This is a genomic window from Cellulomonas gilvus ATCC 13127, from assembly GCF_000218545.1.
In the GTDB taxonomy this organism is placed as follows: Bacteria; Actinomycetota; Actinomycetes; order Actinomycetales; family Cellulomonadaceae; genus Cellulomonas; species Cellulomonas gilvus.
Genome location: NC_015671.1, coordinates 3,033,575 through 3,054,232, shown reverse-complemented (window position 1 = coordinate 3,054,232; position 20,658 = coordinate 3,033,575). Strand labels below are relative to the sequence as shown.

Genomic DNA, 20,658 nt, shown 5'->3' with positions numbered 1-20,658 from the left:
CGGCGCGCGGTCAAGGAACGGCCAGACCGTGCCGATCTGCCGCGTGACCTGCGACGACGAACACGCGTCGGACGACGCGACGACGAGGAGCCCGCATGCGCTACAACCCGCCGCCGAACTGGCCGGCCGCACCCGAGGGCTGGCAGCCGCCGCCGGACTGGCAGCCGGACCCCTCCTGGCCCGAGCCGCCTCCCGGGTGGCAGCTGTGGGTGGAGGGTGACGCACCGAGCCCGCAGCAGGACCACCGCAAGGGCATGCTCGTGACGTTCTGGATCGGCATCGCCCTGTTCCTGGCCGGCGCGATCAGCACGATCGTCGCGAGCGGGTCGGGCGGTGGCGTCGTGTGGTGGGGCGGCATGATCTTCGGCGCCGTGCTGCTGTTCCGCGCCGGGGGCATCTACCGCGCGTCGCGCGGCGCTGGTGCGCCCGCCCTGAGCAAGCCCGGTCTGGGCGTCGCCGCTGTGGCCGTCGTCGCGGCGCTGGTGGTCGGCGGCGTCGCGGTCGCGAAGTACGTCGAGGCCGAGAATCTCACCGCCTCGGTCGGCTCGTGCTGGAAGTCGGGCGACGGCGACGAGACGATCCTGGTGCCCTGCTCCGGTTCGCACGAGTACCGCGCCACGGCGGTCGTCACGAACGAGGCCGAGTGCCCCGCGACGACCTACGGCTCGATCGCGCACGAGGGCAAGATCCTCTGCGTCGAGGAGGACTGACCCGTCGGCGTCTCACCCCGCCGCCCCGCCGCTGGCGGGCGGCGGGTGAGACGTGGCGTGACCCGGCGGGGCTCGCGGGGGAGACTGTGCGCGTGACTCTCGACGCCACGGACGCCCCGACCGCGACGCTGCCCGGCTGGGCGCACACGTACTCCGGGAAGGTCCGGGACCTGTACACCCCGGACGCCTCCGCGCAGGGCGACGCGATCCGCGAGGCGCACGGCGACGTCGTGCTCGTCGTCGCGAGCGACCGCGTCTCCGCGTACGACCACGTGCTCTCCCCGGGCATCCCCGACAAGGGTGTGGTGCTCACGCAGCTGTCGCTGTGGTGGTTCGAGCAGCTCGCGGACCTGGTGCCGAGCCACGTGGTCTCCACGGACGTGCCGGCCGCCGTCGCGGGGCGCGCCATGATCTGCCGCCGCCTGCAGATGTTCCCCGTCGAGTGCGTCGCGCGCGGGTACCTGACGGGTTCGGGCCTCGCGGAGTACCGCGCATCCGGTCAGGTCACGGGCATCGCGCTGCCGCCGGGGCTGGTGGACGGGTCGCGGCTGCCGGAGCCGATCTTCACGCCCGCGACCAAGGCCGAGCTGGGCGAGCACGACGAGAACGTCCCGTTCGAGGTGGTCGCGCAGACCGTCGGCGGCCAGGCTGCGGTGACGCTGCGCGATCTGACCCTCGCGGTGTACGCGCGGGCGGAGGCCGTCGCACGCGAGCGCGGCGTGATCCTGGCGGACACCAAGCTCGAGTTCGGCACCGACCCCGGCAGCGGTGCCGTCGTCCTCGGCGACGAGGTGCTGACGCCCGACTCGTCGCGGTTCTGGCCCGCGGACGCGTGGCAGCCCGGGCACCCTCAGCCGAGCTTCGACAAGCAGTACGTGCGCGACTGGCTGACGTCCGCCGCATCCGGCTGGGAGCGCGCCTCGGACGTGCCGCCGCCGCCGCTGCCCGCCGACGTGGTCGAGCGGACGCGGGCGCGCTACCTCGAGGCGTACGAGCGGCTCACCGGCGTGCCGCTGAGCGTCTGAGCCGGCACGCATGACGTCACTGGTGCTGCGGCGGGTGCGGCGCGCCGGCGTCGACGAGCCCGGTGACGTGCTGGTGCGTGACGGCCTGGTCCGTGCGCTCGCCCCGAGCCTCGCCGTACCCACCGGTGCCGAGGTCGTCGACTGCGCCGGGCGGTTCGTCATGCCCGGGCTCTGGGACCAGCACGTGCACGCCACGCAGTGGGCCATGAGCCGCCGTCGGCTCGACCTGTCGCGCGCCTCGTCGGCCGCCCAGGTCGTCGCGCTCGTCGCAGCCGCATTGCCGCATGCCCGGGCCGGGACGCCGCTCGTCGGGCACGGGTTCCGGGACGGGCTGTGGCCCGACGAGCCGCTCGTCGCGGACCTCGACGCCGTCGCGGGCGACGTGCCCGTGGTGCTCGTCTCGGGCGACCTGCACTGCGCGTGGGCCTCGACCGCGGGCCTGCGGTTCCTGGGCGCGCGCCCCGTGCCCGGCCTGCTGCGCGAGGGCGACTGGCTGCCGCTGCAGGGCGGGATCGACCGGTGGCCCGACGACGCCGTGGACGGCATGGTCGAGGACGCGCTGCTCGCCGCGGCGGCGCGGGGCGTCGTCGGCGTCGTCGACTTCGAGATCGCCGACAACCTCGCGGTGTGGCGGCGGCGCTCGGCGGCCGGCCGGGTGCCCGTGCGCGTGCGTGCCGGCGTCTGGCAGGCGTACCTGGACCGGGTCCTGCACGACGAGCTGCACACCGGCGACCACGTCCACGGCCTCGTCACGCAGGGCCCGCTCAAGATCATCGTCGACGGCTCGCTGAACACCCGGACGGCCTGGTGCGACGACCCGTACCCCGGGACCGCGGACCGCGGTGTGCTGTCCGTACCGGGCCCCACGCTCGAGCCGCTGCTCGCGCACGCGCACGCGCACGGCCTGCGCGCCGCGCTCCATGCCATCGGCGACGCCGCCGCACGCGTGGTGCTCGACGCGTTCGAGGTGACCGGGGCGCGCGGCTCGGTCGAGCACGCGCAGCTGCTGTCCGTCGCCGACGTCGCCCGGCTGGCCCGGCTCGGACTGGTCGCCAGCGTGCAGCCCGCACACCTGGTGGACGACCGTTCCGTCGCCGAGCAGCACTGGGCCGGGCGGACCGACCGCGCCTTCCCGTACGGCGCGCTGCACCGCGCCGGTGCGCGGCTCGCGCTCGGCTCCGACGCCCCCGTCGCACCGCTCGACCCGTGGCTCGCGATCGACGCCGCGGTGCATCGCGGCGCGCCCGGGGATGACGCATGGCACCCCGAGCAGGCGCTGCCCGCCGCGGTCGCGCTGGACGCGTCGTTGGACGGACAGCCGCGCGGGTTGCGGGTCGGGATGCCGGCGGACCTCGTCGTGCTCGACGACGACCCGGTGGCCGTCGCCGCCACGCCGGGTGCGCTGCGGTCGCTCGGCGTGAGCGGCACTCTCGTCGCCGGGGCGTGGGTGCACCGGGACCCCTCGCTCGGGTAAGCGTGGGGCACCGCCGGTGGGCCCGTGGGTGGTGGGGTTGTCCCCAGGGTCTGGTGCTCGTGTCCGTTTGACCCTAGAATCGTACACATGTTCGAATCGCGGGCGACAGTGGATAGCGGTGGCGCTCAAGCCGCCGCCACCCTCGTCGCGTCCCGCCCGCGCGTCGGTGGTGCGGCCCCGGCTGACGGCGCGCCTTGGCCGCGCGAGGACAGCGCGGGTGCGGACGCGCCGGCTGGCCGCCGGTCCCTGGCCCCGGCTGACGGTGGGCGGTCGGCGCGCGAAGTCGGCGCCGGTGCGGATGTGCTGGTGGAGCTTGAGGCGGTGGCGGCGCGTCTGGCGGGGTTGGTGTCGGTCGCTGATGGTGCGGCGGGTTGGGACGGGCGGGTGCGGGCGCGGGTGCTGCGGGTGCTGGACGGGTTGCCGGGTGTGGTGGAGGCGGTGCGTGCCCCGGTGCTGGTCGCCTCGCAGCGTGCGGCGGCAGCGGTGGCTGGGGGTGAGCGGGGGTTCGTGGATGTGCGGGCCCGGTTGACGGGTGCGTCGCGGTGGCAGGCGGCGGGTCAGGTCGCGGCGGCGGGGGCGTTGGCGGCGTTGCCGGTGGTGCGTGAGGCGGTCGCCGGCGGGGTCGTTCCGGTGGGGCATGTGCAGGTGCTGGCGCGGGCGTGGCAGGACGCGGGCGCGGGTCTGAGCGCGGCGTGGGGCACGACGGCGGGTCAGGAGAAGGTCGTCGAGCTCGCGCGGGGTGTCGATGCGCGGGAGTTCTCCCGGTCGTTGGCGGCGCTGGCGGCGCAGGACGACCCGGACGGGGTCGAGGACCGGCGCGAGGCGGCACGCCGTGCCCGGTTCCTGACGTTGTCGCACGCCCCGGACGGCACGTTCCTGCGGGGCCGGTTGGACCCGGTCGCCGGGCAGGTCCTGGCCCGCGCGCTGGAGGCCACCGGGCACCGTCCGGATGCGGACCGCACGGGTGATCAGGCCCGCGCCGACGCGCTGACCGCCCTGGCCCAGCACACCCTGACCGCAGGGCACCGCCCCAGTCGCGCGGTCGGGGCCGCAGCCGCCATCCCGGCGCCGACCGCGCCCGCCCCGGACGCGACCGATCCGGACCCGATCGCGGACCCCGACCTGCCCGACGGGACCCCGTCAGCCCCGGCCGCCCACATCACCCTGCTCGTGCCCGCCGAGACCTGGCACGCCGTGCGCACCACCCAACAGACCCGCAGGACGCGCGCTCGCGCGCAGCGACGCGCTGATGCCCGCGAGAGCAGGCCAGCCGGCGCGGACCTCACCTCCAGCAGCGCAGGAGCTGGTGTCCGCGACCACGATGACAGTGCTGCCGTGCCCTCCGCGGTCACCGATGACGGGACCACCATCACCGCGACCGAGCTCGCCGCCGCCCTGTGCGACTGCGCGATGACCCGCACCGTGATGAACGCCGCCGGCCTGCCCCTGGACGTCGGACGCACCCGACGCATGTTCACCCCCGCCCAACGCACCGCCGTGACCGCACGCGACCACCGCTGCGCCTGGAACGGCTGCTCCGTACCCGCACGCCACTGCCAGATCCACCACATCGCCTGGTGGCACCGCCACACCGGCACCACCGACCTGACCAACGCCGTCCTGCTCTGCACCTTCCACCACCACGAAGTCCACCGCCTCGACCTCGACATCGAACGCCTCCCACCAGCGACCGTCCCGGACCCGGTCGCGGCCTCGCCGCACCTCGACCTCGACGCCGACGCGCCGCCCGGACGGGGCCACGTCGCCAGCGACGAGCGACGCGGACCACCGGGGTGGGCAGCCCCGTCCCGCGCATCGCTCGGGAACCCGACCGTCCCCGTGCGTTACCTGTTCCGCGACCGACGCGGCACCCCCTACAACGCACCCGGCGACCCTCCGCCCGACTGACGGTGCCGCGTACCGGGCGGCGCACGCGCCGATCCCACCGCTCGAGCGGTGGCAGACGCGCGGGTGCTGCGCGGATCGTGGCCATGGGTCGGCGCGGGAGCTGCAACCGGCCGTCGCGGGCGATCAACGTGACCGGCTGGAGGCGCTCGCGCAGGGTGCACGCGGGGACGAGCTGGTCCGACGGCTGAGCTCGTCCGCCGTGCGCCGCCGGATCAGCGCTTCTCCGTGTCCGATCGGTGCGGGGCGCTCGCGCTGGGCGGGGGCGGGGTGGACGACTCTGAGAGCGAGCCCGGTCGGTGCGTGCGGTACTGCGCCCGCGCTGGGGTGCGTCCGATCGGCGGGCGGAGGGAGGGCCGGCGGTGGGCGGTCGGTAGACTCCCGACGACCCCGCCACCGTGCAACCAGGAGCAGACCTGTGGGACGAGTTGTCGTCGACGTCATGCCGAAGCCCGAGATCCTGGACCCGCAGGGCAAGGCGGTGGCCGCAGCGCTGGGCCGGCTGGGCTTCGGGCAGTTCGGCGCCGTGCGCCAGGGCAAGCGGTTCGAGCTCGAGGTCGAGGGTGAGGTCACCGAGGAGGTGATCGCGGCCGCCCGGGCCGCCGGTGAGCAGGTGCTGTCGAACCCGGTGATCGAGGACGTCGTCGCGGTCTACGCCGAGGAGCAGCAGGCGTGACCCGCATCGGCGTCGTCACGTTCCCCGGCACGCTCGACGACAGGGACGCCGCGCGGGCCGTGCGGCTCGCGGGGGGCGAGCCCGTCGCGCTGTGGCACGCCGACGCCGACCTGCACGGCGTCGACGCGGTGGTGCTGCCGGGCGGGTTCTCCTACGGCGACTACCTGCGTGCGGGCGCCATCAGCCGCTTCGCGCCGGTGATGAGCGAGATCGTCGACGGCGCGCACCGGGGCCTGCCGGTGCTCGGCATCTGCAACGGCTTCCAGGTGCTGACCGAGGCGCACCTGCTCCCCGGCTCGATGATCAAGAACGACCACCTGCACTTCGTGTGCCGCGAGCAGGTGCTCACGGTCGAGAACGCGGACACGGCGTGGACCCGCGACTACACAGCGGGTGAGCAGATCACCATCCCGCTGAAGAACCAGGACGGCCAGTACGTGGCCGACGAGCGCACCCTCGACGAGCTCGAGGGTGAGGGACGCGTCGTCTTCCGGTACACAGGCGGCAACCCGAACGGGTCGCGCCGCGACATCGCGGGCATCAGCAACGCACGCGGCAACGTGGTCGGCCTCATGCCGCACCCCGAGCATGCGGTCGAGGCCGGCTTCGGCCCGGACGGCGGCCAGGGTCCGCGCAGCGGCACGGACGGACTGCGCTTCTTCACGTCGGTGCTGCACTCGCTCGTCGGCTGAGCCGCGTGGTCGTCGTCGAGGTCGTCCCCTGGGAGGACGAGGCTGCGGTGCGCCTGCGCGTCGCGCAGCAGGCCGAGCTGCGCGACCGGTACGGCGACGACGACATCGGCCACGAGATGACCGGCGACCAGATCGTCGCGATGGTGGTGCTGCGCGAGCACGGCGAGCCGGTGGCCTGCGTGGCGCTGCGTGACGCATCGGAGGACCTCGGCCCCGGCGTCGGCGAAGTCAAGCGCCTCTACACCGACCCGGCCGCGCGCGGGCGCGGGTACTCGCGCCGCGTGATGCTCGAGCTCGAGCAGATCGCGCGCGGCCAGGGCTGGAACCGGCTGGTGCTCGAGACGGGGGTGCTGCAGCCCGAGGCGATCGGGCTCTACCTCACGCTGGGCTACCGCTCGATCCCGAACTACGGCGAGTACGTCGACGAGGCGTCGTCGCGGTGCTTCGCCAAGGACCTGACGAGCGGTGCGCCGCAGCGCGTGGCCGGCACCACCGCGCCCCGCCCACGGCCCGAGCTCGTGGAGGTGGGCTGGGACCACCCGGACGCGTTCGCGCTGCGCGTCGCCATGCGCGAGTTCAACGTGGGCCTGTACCCGGAGATGGTGGACCCGGACGAGCCGGACGGCGGGTTCGCGTCCGACGACGTGCGCCAGGGGGTCGGTGCGCTGACCACGTGGATCGCGCGGCTCGACGGTGAGCCGGTCGGGTGCCTGACCTTGCGGGCGCCGCGGCCCGGGTGCCCGGCGGGCTCGGCCGAGCTCAAGAAGCTGTTCGTCACCGATGCTGCGCGCGGAGCAGGGGTGGCGCGCGCGCTCCTGGGGGCCGCGGATGACGCCGCGCGCGACCGGGGCTTCACCTCGCTGGTCCTGTCCACCGGCATCCGGCAGCCCGAGGCCATCACGCTCTACCTGTCGGACGGCTACCGCCCGGTGCTCCCGTTCACGGACCCGGCGGGGGAGTTCCTGCTCCTGTGGTTCGCGAAGCCGCTGGTGGGCTGAACGTCTCACCGCGCACGACGGCGTCCGGGTCGCGATACTCGCTGACGTGAACACCACGCCTGCCACGGCTCCCGACGCCACGCCCGAGGCCACCGGCTCGTCCGGCCCGAGGTCCGCGCTCGTCGTCAACACGCACCGCGTCGAGGGGTCGGACGTGCTGCGTGCCCGGATCGAGCAGCGCCTCGCAGAGGCGGGGTGGCCGGCGCCGGCGTGGTTCGAGACCTCGGCCGAGGACCCGGGGGAGGGGCAGGCGCGGCAGGCGGTCGCGGACGGCGCCGAGGTGGTCATGGTGTGCGGCGGCGACGGGACGGTGCGGTCGGCGATCGACGGGCTCGTCGGCACGGACGCCGCCCTGGCCGTGCTGCCGGGCGGGACCGGCAACCTGCTCGCGGCCAACCTGGGGATCCCGGCCGACGTGGACGGCGCGCTCGACGTGGTGCTCGCGGGTGGCCGCCGAAGCATCGACGTCGGGGAGACCGAGGGCCAGACGTTCGCGATCATGGCCGGCATGGGCTTCGACGCGAAGGTCATGGACAGCGCGCCCACGGCGCTCAAGGCCAAGGCGGGTTGGCTCGCGTACGTGGTGAGCGCGGTCAAGCACGTCGCGGAGCGCGAGATGCACGTCCAGATCCGGATCGACGACCAGCCGCCGCTGACCCGGCACGCCCGCACGGTGCTGGTGGGCAACGTCGGCAAGCTCCAGGGCGGGCTGGTTCTGCTGCCGGACGCCGAGCCCGCGAACGGCCGCCTCGAGGTGGCGATCGTCGCGCCGCGGAACATCGGGCACTGGATCCAGCTCGTGGTCGGCGTGGCGCTGCGCCGCGAGCGTGTACCCCGGAGGGAGATCCTGCGCGGCACCCGCGTGCGTGTCCGCAGCGATCGTCCGCAGCCCCGCCAGATCGACGGCGACGTGATCGACGACGGCCGATCGCTGGACGTCCGGGTCCGCGCGGGCGCCCTGCACGTCTGCGCACCGGCTCAGCCGGAGGCCTGAGACCCCGCGCACCCGCTCGGACCCTCTCCCGGCAAGCGCACCCGCTCGGACCCGCTCCCGGCCCGCGCACCCGGCTCGGTCCGACGACGGCGGCGACCCGCGTCGCCCGCACCCAGGCGCGAGAGCGCGTCAGCTCGCGACGTATGCGGCCAGGTGCTCGCCGGTGAGAGTCGCACGGCTCGCGACCAGGTCCGCGGGCGTGCCCTGGAACACGACGCGACCGCCGTCGTGCCCCGCCCCCGGGCCGAGGTCGATGATCCAGTCCGCGTGCGCCATGACCGCCTGGTGGTGCTCGATCACCACGACGGACTTGCCCGAGTCGACCAGCCGGTCCAGCAGGCCGAGGAGCTGTTCGACGTCGGCGAGGTGCAGACCGGTCGTGGGCTCGTCGAGCACGTAGACGCCGCCCTTGTCGGCCATGTGCATCGCGAGCTTGAGGCGCTGGCGCTCACCACCGGACAGCGTGGTGAGCGGCTGCCCGAGGCTCAGGTAGCCCAGCCCGACGTCGCGCAGATGCGTGAGGATCCTGTGGGCCGCGGGCGTCCGGGCCTCACCCTCGCCGAAGTACGCCTCGGCCTCGGTCACGGGCATGGCGAGCACCTCGCTGATGTCCCGGCCGCCCAGTCGGTACTCGAGCACGGACGCCTGGAACCGCCTGCCCTCGCAGTCGTCGCACGTGGAGGTGACGGTCGCCATCGGGCCGAGGTCGGTGTAGATGACGCCCGCGCCGTTGCAGGTGGGGCAGGCCCCCTCGGAGTTGGCGCTGAACAGCGCGGGCTTGACGCCGTTGGCCTTGGCGAAGGCCTTGCGGATCGGGTCCAGCAGCCCGGTGTAGGTGGCGGGGTTGGACCGCCGCGAGCCGCGGATCGCGGTCTGGTCCACGGTGACCACATCCTCGCGCCCGGACAGCGAGCCGTGGATCAGCGAGCTCTTGCCCGAGCCGGCGACCCCGGTCACCACCACCAGCACGCCGAGCGGGACGTCGACGTCGACCTCCTGGAGGTTGTTGGTCGCGGCCCCGCGGATCTCGAGCGTCCCGGACGGCGAGCGGACGTGGTCCTTGAGTCGTGCGCGGTCGTCGAGGTGCCGGCCGGTGAGGGTCCCGCTGGAGCGCAGCTGGTCCACCGTGCCCTCGAACACCACCTCGCCCCCAGCGCTGCCGGCGCCGGGTCCCAGGTCGACCACGTGGTCCGCGATCGCGATCGCCTCGGGCTTGTGCTCGACCACGAGCACGGTGTTGCCCTTGTCGCGCAGCTGCAGCAGCAGCTCGTTCATGCGCTGGATGTCGTGCGGGTGCAGGCCGATCGTCGGCTCGTCGAACACGTACGTGACGTCCGTGAGCGACGACCCCAGGTGCCGGATCATCTTGGTGCGCTGCGCCTCGCCGCCGGACAGCGTGCCGGACGGCCGGTCGAGGCTCAGGTAGCCGAGCCCGATGTCCACGAACGAGTCCAGGGTCTCGCCCAGCGAGGTCAGCAGCGGTGCGACCGAGGGCTCGTCGAGCGAGCGCACCCACGCCGCCAGGTCGCTGATCTGCATCGCGCAGGCCTCGGCGATGTTGACGCCGCGGATGCGGGACGAGCGCGCGGGCTCCGCGAGCCGCGTCCCGTCGCACTCCGGACAGGCGGTGAACACGACCGCGCGCTCGACGAACGCGCGGATGTGGGGCTGCATCGCGTCGACGTCCTTGGCCAGGAACGACTTCTGGATCTTCGGGATCAGGCCCTCGTACGTGAGGTTGATGCCCTCGATCTTGATCTTGGTGGGCTCCTTGCGCAGCAGGTCGTCCAGCTCCTGCTCGGTGAACTCGCGGATGGGCTTGTCCGGGTCGAAGAAGCCGCAGCCGCTGAAGATCCGGCCGTACCAGCCGTCCATGCTGTAGCCCGGGATGGTCAGCGCGCCCTCGTTGAGGGACTTCGTGTCGTCGTACAACGCGGCGAGGTTGAAGTCGGTGACCTGCCCGCGCCCCTCGCACCGCGGGCACATGCCGCCCAGCTGCGTGAACGTGCGCGTCACGGCCGCCCCCTCCCCGACGGTGACGGCGCCGCTGCCCCGGACCGACGGCACGTTGAACGAGAACGCGTTGGGCGGCCCGATGTGCGGGTCGCCCAGGCGGCTGAACAGGATGCGCAGCATCGCGTTGACGTCCGTCGCGGTGCCCACGGTGGAACGCGAGTTGGCGCCCATGCGCTCCTGGTCGACGATGATCGCGGTGGTCAGACCCTCGAGGAGGTCGACCTCCGGGCGTGCCAGGTTGGGCATGAAGCCCTGCACGAACGCGCTGTACGTCTCGTTGATCATGCGCTGCGACTCGGCCGCGATGGTGCCGAACACGAGCGAGCTCTTGCCGGAGCCGGAGACGCCCGTGAACACCGTCAGGCGACGCTTGGGCAGCTCGATGCTGACGTCCTTGAGGTTGTTCTCCCGGGCACCGCGCACCCGGATCAGGTCGTGCCGGTCGGCGGCGTGCGGCGCCTGACCGGCGCTCGTCGTCGTGGACGTGGTCATCGTCGTCTCCCTCGATGCGGCGGCCCGGCCCATCCTGCCGCCGGGGTCCGCCACGCGCAGCCCCCGTCCGCCGTGCAGGGTGAGATCCGCCACGCGTGCGCCGCCGCCCTGGTCACGCGCGGGTCCGGGCGGCTACTGTCCTGCCATGTTCTCGTGCCGGGTGTGTTGTCAGCTCAGCTGACGACCCCGCGCGCCCGCGGCCGACGGCCCCCGCAGCGCACCCCGCACGCCCCGAGGACTCCCATGCGCACGTCTGCCACCCTCACGCACGCCCGCTCCGCCGACCACCCGCGTGCGGAGCGCCTGCCCATCGAGCGACTCACCGCAGGCACGTCGGAGCCGTTCTCCGACGAGGCCCGTCGGCACGTCGAGTTCGTGCTCGACGAAGGCTCGCTCAACCCCACGACCCTCGCGCTGGCCGGCGCGCGTGCGGACGTGGTGCGCATCCGGTTCTCCGCCGCGCTGCCGACGCACCCCGCGGTGCGCGCGCTCGTCGCGATGCTGGACGACGAGGTCGCAGCCGTCGGCCGCACGCGCGACGAGCTCCGCGTGGTGCTCGAGGTGGAGACGGTGGTCGCCGACGACGAGGCCGACGCCGCGCGCCGGCGCGCCAACCTCGCGTACACCGCGGCGTTCAGCCACGCGGCGTGGTCGCCGGAGTCCACCTGGCTGGTGGCCCCGGTCGAGCGGCTCGCGGAGGAGGCCTCCGCGCTCGCCCGGCGCACGGGCGTCGATGCGGTGCACCTGCACCTGACGGGCCCGTCGGCCGCGCACGTCGACCGCGTCACGGCCGCGCTGCAGCGCACGGCCTGACGGCAGGCCGTGCCGGCACCTGCCGGACGCCCCCGCCGAGCAGCCGGCCGGCGGCTCAGCCGACGAGCGTGCTCAGCGCCTGGTCCAGGTCCTCGCGCAGGTCCTCGACGTCCTCGAGCCCGACCGAGAACCGCACGGTCGCCTCGCCGATCCCCACCCGCGCACGACCCTCCGGCCCGAGCTTGCGGTGCGTGGTCGTCGCGGGGTGCGTGACGATCGACTTGGCGTCGCCCAGGTTGTTGGAGATGTCCACGAGCCGCAGCGCGTCGAGCACGCCGAACGTCGCGGTCTTCGCGGCGCCCGCGTCGGCCGGCGTGCGCAGCGTGAACGTCACGACCGTGCCACCCCCGCTCTGCTGACGCAGCGCGAGCTCGTGCTGCGGGTGCGACGGCAGGTACGGGTACCGCACGGACTCGACCGCGGGGTGGTCCTCGAGCCACCGCGCGAGCGTGAGCGCCGAGGCGGCCTGGTGCCGGACCCGCAGCGACATCGTCTCGAGCCCCTTGAGCAGGACCCACGCGTTGAACGGCGACAGCGACGGGCCGGTGTTCCGCACGAGCGTCTGCACGGGGCCGCGCACGTACTCCGACGAGCCCAGGATCGCGCCGCCGAGCACGCGGCCCTGACCGTCGATGTGCTTGGTGGCCGAGTACACGACGACGTCCGCGCCCAGGTCCAGGGGCCGCGACAGCACGGGCGTGGCGAACACGTTGTCGACGACGACGACCGCTCCGGCCGCGTGCGCGAGGCTGCTGACCGCCGCGACGTCCACCAGGTCCTGCATCGGGTTGGACGGCGTCTCGAAGAACACGACGTCGGCCGGGGTCGCGAGCGCGGCCTGCCACTGCTCGAGCACGTGCCCGTCGACGTACTCGGTCCGCACGCCCCACCGCGCGAGGATCTCGTCGAAGATCACGACACTCGAGCCGAACAGCGCGCGAGCCGCGACGATGCGCGAGCCCTGCCCGACGATCGCGGCGAGCGCGGTGAACACCGCGGACATGCCCGACGCGGTGGCGGTGCAGGCCTGCGCGCCGTCGAGCAGGCGCAGCCGCTCCTCGAACGTGGAGACGGTCGGGTTGTTGTAGCGCGAGTACAGGAACCGGTCCACGTCGCCCGCGAACGCGGACTCGGCCTGGCCGGCGGAGTCGTACGTGAACCCCTGCGTGAGGAACACGGCCTCGGAGAACTCGCCGAACTGCGAGCGCACCTGCCCGCCGCGGACCGCGAGCGTGTCCGGGCGCAGCGAGCCGAGCGGGGTGCGGCCGGCGTCCCAGGAGCCGGGACCGGGCGTGGGGCGGTCGCCCGCGCTCACGCCTGCCGCCACGGCAGGCCGTCGGCGCGCCAGCCGGCGTGCCCGCGCTCGCCGTCGGGGCCGATGTCGCCCTCGAAGCCCTGCAGCACGTTGTACGCGGGTCCGTAGCCCGCGGCGGTCGCGGCGACCGCGGCCGCGACCGAGCGCACGCCCGAGCGGCACAGGAAGACGACGGTGCGCCCGTCGCCGGCCTGCAGACCGGCACCGGCGAGCTCGTCGAGGAACGTCGGGTTGGGGCCCGTGGGGGTCACCCACTCGACGAACGCCGCGCGGCCGCCGAGCGCGTCGGCGTCCGGGACACCGATCTGGTCCCACTCGCCCTGCGTGCGGACGTCGACGAGGAGCGCGTTCTCGTCGGACTGGAGCAGGTCCCACGCCTGCCGGGGGGTCAGGTCGCCTGCGTAGCTCATGTCGCCTCCATCGGTCCTGGCGGTAGCACCCTGCTCCGGTCCCGGGGGACCGCGGGTTGCTGCGGCGTCATCGAGCCAGATCTCTCGGCCGCTCTGGATGGTGGCGACGAGAGTAGCGCCCTCCTCGGGCGTCCATCCATCTGATGAACACGGTGTCCCGCCTTGTGAGACGCCACCGGGCCGCCGTTGACAGGCCGCGCGCACGGTCGTCACCCTTACGGACAGGTCATGAGCGCCAGCGCGAAGCCCCGGCTCGCTGGCCGGCAACCCTCCTCCGCGGTGGGGTGCCCCGGGTGACGACCAGGCCGTGCACCGTCCGGTGCCGGCAAGCGCGGGGCCACCGGTATGTGGGTCCCCGGATCCGTGGAGGTACCCCCATGACCGCGATCGCCGAGCACGCCGCCTGTCCTGCAGTCGCGGACGCGACGCACGAGCGAGCGGCCGGCCCCGTCGACGCGCTCCTGCCTGTGGTGGGCGGCGACACCACCGTCCCCCTGGTGGACGGCACGCAGCGCGTCTACGCCAACCTCGACTACGCCGCGAGCGCACCCGCGCTGCAGGCAGTCGCGGAGCGCGTGACCGAGGTGCTGCCGCTGTACGCGTCGGTCCACCGTGGCGCGGGCTACCTCTCGCAGGTCTCCACGGCGCTGTACGAGGCCGCGCGCCAGGCCGTCGCGCGGTTCGTCGACGCCCGCGAGGACGACGTCGCGATCGTCACGCGCAACACCACCGACTCGCTCAACCTGCTGGCGGGTGTCGTGCCCGCGGGTGGGCGCGTGCTCGTGCTCGACCTCGAGCACCACGCCAACCTCCTGCCGTGGCTGCGCTCGAGCGACCCGAACGGCCACCGCACCACGATCCTGCCGATCGCCCCGACCGTGGCCGGGACGCTCGACGCGCTCGCGGCCGAGCTCGCGAGCCAGCCGTACGCGCTGGTCACCGTCTCGGGTGCGTCCAACGTGACGGGTGAGGCGCTGCCGGTCGGGCGCGTGGTGGAGATCGCGCACGCCGCGGGCGCGCGCGTGGCCGTCGACGGGGCCCAGCTGGTGCCGCACCGCGGGTTCTCGCTCGCGCGCACGGGAGCCGACTACGTCGCGTTCTCCGGGCACAAGACGTACGCGCCGTTCGGCGCCGGGGTCCTCGTCGGCCGCCGGGACTGGCTCGACTCGGGCACGCCGTACCTGGCGGGTGGCGGTGCGGTGCGTGACGTGCGCAGCGACCGCACCGTGTGGCAGCCCGCACCCGCGCGGCACGAGGCCGGCTCGCCCAACGTGATCGGCGCGATCGCGCTCGCGGAGGCGTGCGACGCGCTCGCCGCGCTGCCCGCGGGTGCGCTCGAGGCGCACGAGCGTGCGCTGCGCACGCGCCTGGTGCAGGGGCTCGAGGGGGTCCCTGGGGTCGAGGTCGCGCGCATCTGGCCGGACTCCGACGAGCCGGTCGGTGTCCTGACGTTCACGGTCGCGGACCATGACCCGGGTCTGGTGGCCGCCTACCTCGCGGCCGAGCACGGCATCGGCGTGCGCGACGGCCGGTTCTGCGCGCACCCGCTGCTCGCGCGGCTGGGCGCCTCGGGCGGGGCCATCCGTGCGTCCGTGGGCGTCGGCACCACGAGCGAGGCGGTGGACCGCCTGGTCGCGGCTCTGCACGCCTATGTGACCGAGGGTGCGCGCTCGTCGTACGAGGTGGTGGACGGCTGCTGGGCCGTGGTCGACGACACGCGTCCGCTGCTCGCGGTGCACGGCCTGGACCACCTGGCCGCGACCGCTGCGGCCGCGTGCGGCCCCGCGCTCGACTGAGGCGCCCCCTCAGCGCGGTGTGAGCGTGCGTGCCGCGCGCCGCAGCATCTGGTCCACCACGACGGGGTGCACCAGGCGCACGGGCGCGAAGTAGAGCCGACCGCGCCGGTTGTGCAGCCGGACGCCCGTGGTCACGCGCACCAGGCGCGCGTCGGCGTCCACGGCCACGCCGCACCGGAAGTCGAGGTGCGTGTCGTCGGCGCTCACGAGCGCCTCGTCGCCGACCACCTCGTCGACCGCGAACGTGTCCCGCGGTGCGCGCCGGACGCCGATCAGCGGCGCGAGGGCCTGGCGGACGACGAGCGCGACGCGGATCCACCCCGGCATGCTCCGGATCCCGAAGATCGTGCGGGCCCACAGCGCGGGGTCGGTGGGTGCGCCCGGCGGGAGCGCGACGATCGCGGCGTCGGCGAAGTCGGGGCTCCAGTCCCGAAGCGCGAGCGAGAAGCGCACGCGCGCGGCATCGGTCCAGGTGCGGGTCTCGGTGCTCATCGCGGTTCCCCTCGTCGATCCGTACGGTGCCGTATGGAGACGACCGTACGGTAGCGTACGGATCATGGTCAAGGCCACGACGACGCAGCAGGACTGGGTGGATGCGGCGTACTCCGCCTTCCTCGCCGACGGGCTGGCCGCGGTGCGCGTCGAACCGCTCGCGCGGGTGCTGGGTGCGACCAAGGGCTCGTTCTACTGGCACTTCGCCGACCGTGCGGCCCTGGTCGGGGCGGTGGTCGAGCGGTGGGAGGCGCAGGAGACCGACGCGGTGATCGCGCTTGCCGAGGCCGGCGGCACGCCCGCGCAGCGGCTCGAGGCGTTGTTCGGGGCGGTCGCGCGGATGCGGCGCACGCCCGCGACCGCGCTGCTCTACACGCAGGCCGCGGCCGAGGGTGTCGGTGACGCGGTCCGCAGGGTCTCGCAGCGCCGCGTGGACTACCTGGCGGGTCTGCTGGTCGAGCTGGGGCACGGTCCCGACGAGGCGCGCCGGCGTTCGCTCGTCGCGCTCGCGACCGTGCTGGGCCTGCAGCAGCTCGAGCACGTGGGGCTGGACGCGCTCGACGACCCGGGCCTGGTGCCCACCGCGCTCGCGATGGTCCTGGCGGAGCCGCTCAGCCGACCGTGAGCCCCACGTGCGCGGCCAGCGCGGGGGCGAGCTCGACGAGCTGCTCGGCGCTGATGGTCGCGCCCGCGAGCCCCGCGACACCGTCGAGCCGCTGCAGGTCCCGGATGCCGCGCAGGTCCGCCCCGGTCAGGGTCGCACCCGTGACGTCGAGCCGGCGGACGCGGCAGTCCTCGAACACCACGTGCCGCGCGCGCACGCGCGCCAGGTCGAGCTCGTCGATCACCGCACCGACGAACCGGAGGTCCTCGAGCGTCGAGTCGCGCAGGTTCAGGTAGTCGACCTTGCCACCGGTCACCACCACGCGCGTCCAGCGCGCGCCGTAGGCCTGGACCGCGCCCAGGCGGCAGTCGGTCAGCGCGCCGTCCTGCCACGCGGCACCCGCCAGGCCCAGCGTCGCGGCGCGCACCCCCGTCCACGTGGTGTCGACCAGGCGCGCGTGGCCCAGGTCCGCGTCGTCCAGGACGCAGTCCTCGAACGTGCAGTCCAGGAAGCGCGCCTCGTCGGCCACCTGCCCCTCGAGCCGCTCGCCGCGCAGCGTCAGGCCGTCGTAGTCCCCACCGGGTTCGAGTCGCACGGCCCCACTGTGCCAGCGTGCGCCCACAGCGGTGCCCGTGAAATCGGGTCCCTGCGCCGGTGATCCGCGTGGCAGCATCGCGCCCGTGCACCACGACCTGACCCTGACCGGCCACGGCGTGCGGCTGGTGCCGCTCGCCCCCGAGCACGCGGCGCCGCTCGTCGCGTTCGTCGACGACCGGGTGTGGCGCGGCATGTCCAGCCCCACGCCGCGTGACGAGGCCGCGATGGCTGCCCAGGTGCACGCGGCGCTCGAGGACCCCGCGCGCGTCGCGTTCGCGGTGCTGGACCACGCGACGGGCGAGGTGCTGGGCTCGTCGTCGCTGTACGAGATCAACCGCGCGATGGGTCGCCTCGAGCTCGGCCACACGTTCTACGCCCCGCGCGTGTGGGGCACGCACGTCAACCCCGCGACCAAGCTCGCACTCATGACGCTCGCGTTCGAGCAGTGGGGCATGCACCGCGTCGCGTTCCGGGTGGACACGCGCAACGCGCGTTCGCTCGCCGCGGTCCGGCGCCTCGGCGCGCGCGACGAGGGCGTGCTGCGCGGGCACCGCGTCGCGGCCGACGGTTCACGTGGCGACTCCGCGTACCTGGCGGTGCTGGCCGACGAGTGGCCCGCGGCGCGCATGCGCCTGCTCACGCGACTGGGGGAGACGGTCGGCGAGCCCGACGCAGGGGCGCGCGACCTGACCGACGACGAGCGGTCGTCGGTCGTCCTGATCGGCGGGCGCTCCGGCGTCGGCAAGACGACGGTCGCGCACGCCCTGCACGCGCTGCTGACCCGCGCCGACGTGCCGCACGCCGTGATCGAGGGCGACTACCTGGACCTCGCGCACCCGGCCCCGCACGCGCACCGCCTCGCGGAGCGGAACCTGGCAGCGGTCTGGTCCGCGTACCGCGAGCTCGGTTACCGACGGCTCGTCTACACGAACACCGTGAGCCCGCAGTACGCCGACGACCTGGCCGCGGCCATGGGCGACCGGCCGCACGTCACCGCGGTGCTGCTCACCGCGTCCGACGAGGACGCGCACGCACGCCTCGCGCAGCGCGAGCACGGCGCCGAGCTGGCCGCGCACGTGGGACGCAGCACCCGCGCCGCCGTCGCGCTCGAGCAGGGCTGCCCGCCCGCGGTGCACCGCGTGGACACCACGGGCCGCACCCCCGACGAGCTCGCCCACCAGATCGCCAGCCTCGCCCACTGGCTCCCCTGACCGCCCACCCCCACCCCGCCGACCTGGCGGACAGACATCAGTTCGGCGGATGGGGAGGAAGGGGGAGCCCCGCCCTCGTCGCGCGACCTGGCGGTTAGGTACCAGTTCGGCGGGTGGGGGAGGTCGTTGGCCCGCCCTTGTCCCGCGACCTGGCGGATAGGTACCAGTTCGGTGGGTGGGGTGGGTCAGGGGAGGGGGTGAGGGTGGCCTGGACGTGCGGGCGGGCGGTGCGGGGGTCCCAGGCCGCGAGCGTGAAGCCGCCACCGGGGCGGCGGCGCACGCTCGTCGCGACGGTCGACGGCAGCAGCACCGGCTTGGCGAACTCGACGGACCACGTGAACGCGTCGCCACGGGCGGGGCCCACGTCCGCGAGGAGCCGGGCCGCGGTGTCCATGCCGTGCGCGATCGCGCGCGGGAAGCCGAGCACCTTGGCCGACGCCGCGGACAGGTGGATGGGGTTGCGGTCGCCGCTCACGGCCGCGTAACGCCGCCCGGTCGCGGCGTCCAGGCGCCACTGACCGGTGGGCAGCGGCGCGACGAACGGCGCACGCGCGTCGTCGGGTGCGGCCGGCAGGCCCAGGTCCACAGCCTTGGCGAGGTACGTCGAGACGCCGCGCCAGACGAGCTCGCCCCCGCTGCGCACCGACACCACCAGGTCCACCTGCGTGCCGGTGCGGTGCGCACGCAGGTCGCGCGCGACCGCCTGGATGTCGAGCGGCTCGTCGTGGCCGACGGGCCGGTGCTGCTCGACGGTGTTCGCCAGGTGCACCATGCCGAGCGCGGGCAGCGGGAAGTCGTCGCGCACCAGGAGCGCGGTCGCGACGGGGAACGCCAGGACGTGCACGTACCCCGCGGGCAGGGCGTCGCTCGCGCTCTCCCCGACGAGCCGCTGATAGGCCGTCAGGTGTGCCAGGTCGGCGCGCACGCCCCGGACCCGGTACTCGACGTCCGGCACCGTGGCGGCACGCGGCCGCCGGAGCACCGCACGCCGGGCCGCGCCCGCGGCGCCGCGCGCGTACAGCCCGCCCAGGCCCGGGACGGCGGGAAGGTCGACGACGCGGGTCACGCACCCACCACGTTCTGCCCGCACACCCGCAGCGTCCGGCCGACGATCCCGCCGGCCTGCGGGGACGCCAGGAACGCGACGGCCTCGGCGACGTCCACGGGCTGCCCGCCCTGCTGCAACGAGCTCAGCTGGCGCGCGACCTGCCGGGTCAGCGCGGGCATCTTCGCGGTCATCTCGGTCTCGATGAAGCCCGGCGCCACCGCGTTGGCGGTGCCCCCGAACGGCTCGAGCAGCGGAGCGGTCGCACGGACCATGCCGATCACGCCGCCCTTGGTGGCCGCGTAGTTCGCCTGGCCGCGGTTGCCCGCGAACCCGGTGGTCGAGGAGATGGACACGATGCGCGGCGCGTCGGTGAAGTCGCCGGAGGTCAGCAGGGCCTCGTTGATGCGCAGCTGCGCCGCGATGTTGACCGCGATCACGGCGTCCCACTGCGCGTCGGTCATGTTGGCGAACAGCTTGTCGCGCGTGATCCCGGCGTTGTGCACCACCACGTCGATCCGGCCGTGCCGCGCGAGCGTGTGCTCGAGGATCCGGGCGCCCGCGTCGTCGGCCGTGATGTCCAGCTGCAACGCGGTCCCGCGGATCGCGTTGGCGACGTGCGCGAGCTGCTCGCCGGCCGCGGGGACGTCGACCGCGACGACCGTCGCCCCGTCGCGCGCGAGCGTGCGGGCGATCGCGGCGCCGATCCCGCGTGCGGCACCCGTGACCACCGCGACCCGGCCCACCAGGGGCCGCTCCCAGTCGGTGGGCAGCGCGCCCGCGTCGGAGTCGACGCCCAGCAGCTGGCCGTGCACGAACGCCGAGCGCGTCGAGAGCAGGAACCGCAGCCCCCCGACCACGGACGCCGCGGTGACCGGCACGCCGTCCGCCAGCACCAGGCCGTTCGCGGTGGCGCCACCGCGCGACTCCTTCGCGACGGTCCGGACCACGGCGTCGATGCCCTGGCGGGCCGCCGCGACCGCGGGTGCGTCGTCCGCGGTCGCGGCGTGCGAGATGGTCACGACGCGCCCGCCGCGCTGCAGCCCCTTGAGCGTCGAGGCGACCGTGAGCAGCGGCCCGTGCAGCGCGTCGGGGTGCTCGACGCCGGTGAGGACCGCGACGACCGCCGCGTACCGCACGTCGGGTGCCGCGTGCCGGTGCACGTCCAGGCCCCAGCCGTCGAGCACCTCGTGCCCGGACGCGTCGTCCGTCGCGGGGTCGCCCGCGAGCAGGGCCGCGACCGCGTCGGCGTCCGCGCCGCTGCCGACGACGAGCACGGGACCCTCGACCAGCGGGAGGCCCGGCGCCCAGCGGCGCAGCGGCACCGCGGGGGAGAAGCCGAGCAGTCCGGAGAGCTTGGCGGACAGCGTGGTCTGCAGGGGGTTCGCCATGG

General features: G+C 74.6%; 19 protein-coding genes and 2 riboswitches. Of the genes, 12 read left to right on the top strand and 7 right to left on the bottom strand.

Features of this window, described 5'->3' with window-relative positions:
• The first annotated feature begins 95 nt into the window (after nucleotides 1-95).
• The 8 genes from CELGI_RS13880 to CELGI_RS13845 all read left to right on the top strand — a co-directional run bounded on the left by CELGI_RS13880 (nucleotide 96) and on the right by CELGI_RS13845 (nucleotide 8,474).
• Complete coding sequence (locus tag CELGI_RS13880; RefSeq protein WP_013884765.1) at nucleotides 96-710, top strand: hypothetical protein; 615 nt, start codon at nucleotides 96-98, stop codon at nucleotides 708-710.
• Between the two features lie 92 nt (nucleotides 711-802).
• A complete protein-coding gene (locus tag CELGI_RS13875; RefSeq protein WP_013884764.1) occupies nucleotides 803-1,735 on the top strand; it encodes a phosphoribosylaminoimidazolesuccinocarboxamide synthase in 933 nt (310 codons plus the stop codon).
• A 10-nt stretch (nucleotides 1,736-1,745) separates the two neighbouring features.
• Nucleotides 1,746-3,209, top strand: coding sequence for an amidohydrolase (locus CELGI_RS13870; RefSeq protein ID WP_013884763.1), 1,464 nt, complete (start codon nucleotides 1,746-1,748; stop codon nucleotides 3,207-3,209).
• An 87-nt stretch (nucleotides 3,210-3,296) separates the two neighbouring features.
• Nucleotides 3,297-5,117 carry an HNH endonuclease signature motif containing protein gene (locus CELGI_RS16610; protein WP_245528105.1) on the top strand — a complete coding sequence of 607 codons (1,821 nt, stop codon included), beginning with the start codon at nucleotides 3,297-3,299 and terminating at the stop codon, nucleotides 5,115-5,117.
• A 415-nt stretch (nucleotides 5,118-5,532) separates the two neighbouring features.
• Nucleotides 5,533-5,790 carry a phosphoribosylformylglycinamidine synthase subunit PurS gene (purS, locus tag CELGI_RS13860; RefSeq protein ID WP_013884761.1) on the top strand — a complete coding sequence of 86 codons (258 nt, stop codon included), beginning with the start codon at nucleotides 5,533-5,535 and terminating at the stop codon, nucleotides 5,788-5,790.
• Nucleotides 5,787-6,482 carry a phosphoribosylformylglycinamidine synthase subunit PurQ gene (gene purQ, locus CELGI_RS13855; RefSeq protein ID WP_013884760.1) on the top strand — a complete coding sequence of 232 codons (696 nt, stop codon included), beginning with the start codon at nucleotides 5,787-5,789 and terminating at the stop codon, nucleotides 6,480-6,482. The genes purS and purQ overlap by 4 nt, the downstream gene beginning before the upstream one ends.
• Before the next feature lie 5 nt (nucleotides 6,483-6,487).
• Entirely contained in the window at nucleotides 6,488-7,480 is a 993-nt protein-coding gene (locus tag CELGI_RS13850; protein WP_013884759.1) for a GNAT family N-acetyltransferase, read from the top strand.
• 46 nt (nucleotides 7,481-7,526) lie between these two features.
• Nucleotides 7,527-8,474 carry a diacylglycerol/lipid kinase family protein gene (locus tag CELGI_RS13845; RefSeq protein WP_013884758.1) on the top strand — a complete coding sequence of 316 codons (948 nt, stop codon included), beginning with the start codon at nucleotides 7,527-7,529 and terminating at the stop codon, nucleotides 8,472-8,474.
• A gap of 129 nt (nucleotides 8,475-8,603) precedes the next feature.
• On the opposite strand, the gene CELGI_RS13840 is transcribed toward CELGI_RS13845, so the two are convergent.
• Entirely contained in the window at nucleotides 8,604-10,982 is a 2,379-nt protein-coding gene (locus tag CELGI_RS13840; RefSeq protein ID WP_013884757.1) for an ATP-binding cassette domain-containing protein, read from the bottom strand.
• Nucleotides 10,983-11,225: 243 nt separating this feature from the next.
• On the opposite strand from CELGI_RS13840, the gene CELGI_RS13835 reads away from it, so the two are divergent.
• Nucleotides 11,226-11,795 carry an LLM class oxidoreductase gene (locus tag CELGI_RS13835; RefSeq protein ID WP_013884756.1) on the top strand — a complete coding sequence of 190 codons (570 nt, stop codon included), beginning with the start codon at nucleotides 11,226-11,228 and terminating at the stop codon, nucleotides 11,793-11,795.
• Between the two features lie 55 nt (nucleotides 11,796-11,850).
• On the opposite strand, the gene CELGI_RS13830 is transcribed toward CELGI_RS13835, so the two are convergent.
• Both CELGI_RS13830 and CELGI_RS13825 read right to left on the bottom strand, forming a co-directional pair.
• On the bottom strand, nucleotides 11,851-13,110 hold the full coding sequence (locus CELGI_RS13830) for an O-succinylhomoserine sulfhydrylase (RefSeq protein WP_013884755.1): 1,260 nt from the start codon (nucleotides 13,108-13,110) through the stop codon (nucleotides 11,851-11,853).
• Nucleotides 13,107-13,520: a rhodanese-like domain-containing protein gene (locus CELGI_RS13825; RefSeq protein WP_013884754.1), complete on the bottom strand. Its 414-nt coding sequence runs from the start codon at nucleotides 13,518-13,520 to the stop codon at nucleotides 13,107-13,109. Before CELGI_RS13825 ends, CELGI_RS13830 begins: the two co-directional genes overlap by 4 nt.
• A gap of 4 nt (nucleotides 13,521-13,524) precedes the next feature.
• Nucleotides 13,525-13,624, bottom strand: a riboswitch (SAM riboswitch).
• A 120-nt stretch (nucleotides 13,625-13,744) separates the two neighbouring features.
• Nucleotides 13,745-13,858, top strand: a riboswitch (SAM riboswitch).
• A 39-nt stretch (nucleotides 13,859-13,897) separates the two neighbouring features.
• Between CELGI_RS13825 and CELGI_RS13820 the strand changes: the two genes are divergently transcribed.
• Entirely contained in the window at nucleotides 13,898-15,316 is a 1,419-nt protein-coding gene (locus CELGI_RS13820) for an aminotransferase class V-fold PLP-dependent enzyme (protein WP_013884753.1), read from the top strand.
• Nucleotides 15,317-15,325: 9 nt separating this feature from the next.
• Here CELGI_RS13820 and CELGI_RS13815 read toward each other — a convergent pair whose 3' ends face one another.
• Nucleotides 15,326-15,808: a DUF2867 domain-containing protein gene (locus CELGI_RS13815; protein WP_013884752.1), complete on the bottom strand. Its 483-nt coding sequence runs from the start codon at nucleotides 15,806-15,808 to the stop codon at nucleotides 15,326-15,328.
• 64 nt (nucleotides 15,809-15,872) lie between these two features.
• On the opposite strand from CELGI_RS13815, the gene CELGI_RS13810 reads away from it, so the two are divergent.
• Nucleotides 15,873-16,433, top strand: a complete 561-nt coding sequence (locus CELGI_RS13810) for a TetR/AcrR family transcriptional regulator (RefSeq protein ID WP_013884751.1) — start codon at nucleotides 15,873-15,875, stop codon at nucleotides 16,431-16,433.
• On the opposite strand, the gene CELGI_RS13805 is transcribed toward CELGI_RS13810, so the two are convergent.
• Nucleotides 16,420-17,007 (bottom strand): pentapeptide repeat-containing protein, encoded by a 588-nt coding sequence (locus CELGI_RS13805; protein WP_013884750.1) that lies wholly within the window; start codon nucleotides 17,005-17,007, stop codon nucleotides 16,420-16,422. The two genes, CELGI_RS13810 and CELGI_RS13805, sit on opposite strands and share 14 nt — an antisense overlap.
• 85 nt (nucleotides 17,008-17,092) lie before the next feature.
• Here CELGI_RS13805 and CELGI_RS17645 point away from each other — a divergent pair, with 85 nt between their 5' ends.
• Entirely contained in the window at nucleotides 17,093-18,220 is a 1,128-nt protein-coding gene (locus tag CELGI_RS17645; RefSeq protein ID WP_013884749.1) for a GNAT family N-acetyltransferase, read from the top strand.
• Between the two features lie 94 nt (nucleotides 18,221-18,314).
• On the opposite strand, the gene CELGI_RS13790 is transcribed toward CELGI_RS17645, so the two are convergent.
• Together CELGI_RS13790 and CELGI_RS13785 are read right to left on the bottom strand one after the other, a co-directional pair.
• A complete protein-coding gene (locus CELGI_RS13790; protein ID WP_013884748.1) occupies nucleotides 18,315-19,286 on the bottom strand; it encodes a MaoC/PaaZ C-terminal domain-containing protein in 972 nt (323 codons plus the stop codon).
• Nucleotides 19,283-20,656, bottom strand: coding sequence for a 3-oxoacyl-ACP reductase (locus CELGI_RS13785; RefSeq protein WP_013884747.1), 1,374 nt, complete (start codon nucleotides 20,654-20,656; stop codon nucleotides 19,283-19,285). The genes CELGI_RS13790 and CELGI_RS13785 overlap by 4 nt, the downstream gene beginning before the upstream one ends.
• Between the last annotated feature and the right edge of the window lie 2 nt (nucleotides 20,657-20,658).

What these genes read in the sequence shown, in the direction of transcription:
- CELGI_RS13880 (WP_013884765.1), top strand. Translation starts at nt 96, where the DNA reads ATGCGCTACAACCCGCCGCCGAACTGGCCGGCCGCACCCGAGGGCTGG.
- CELGI_RS13825 (WP_013884754.1), bottom strand. Translation starts at nt 13,520, where the DNA reads ATGAGCTACGCAGGCGACCTGACCCCCCGGCAGGCGTGGGACCTGCTC.
- CELGI_RS13840 (WP_013884757.1), bottom strand. Translation starts at nt 10,982, where the DNA reads ATGACCACGTCCACGACGACGAGCGCCGGTCAGGCGCCGCACGCCGCC.
- CELGI_RS13870 (WP_013884763.1), top strand. Translation starts at nt 1,746, where the DNA reads ATGACGTCACTGGTGCTGCGGCGGGTGCGGCGCGCCGGCGTCGACGAG.
- CELGI_RS13785 (WP_013884747.1), bottom strand. Translation starts at nt 20,656, where the DNA reads ATGGCGAACCCCCTGCAGACCACGCTGTCCGCCAAGCTCTCCGGACTG.
- CELGI_RS13810 (WP_013884751.1), top strand. Translation starts at nt 15,873, where the DNA reads ATGGTCAAGGCCACGACGACGCAGCAGGACTGGGTGGATGCGGCGTAC.
- CELGI_RS13815 (WP_013884752.1), bottom strand. Translation starts at nt 15,808, where the DNA reads ATGAGCACCGAGACCCGCACCTGGACCGATGCCGCGCGCGTGCGCTTC.
- CELGI_RS13835 (WP_013884756.1), top strand. Translation starts at nt 11,226, where the DNA reads ATGCGCACGTCTGCCACCCTCACGCACGCCCGCTCCGCCGACCACCCG.
- CELGI_RS13820 (WP_013884753.1), top strand. Translation starts at nt 13,898, where the DNA reads ATGACCGCGATCGCCGAGCACGCCGCCTGTCCTGCAGTCGCGGACGCG.
- CELGI_RS16610 (WP_245528105.1), top strand. Translation starts at nt 3,297, where the DNA reads ATGTTCGAATCGCGGGCGACAGTGGATAGCGGTGGCGCTCAAGCCGCC.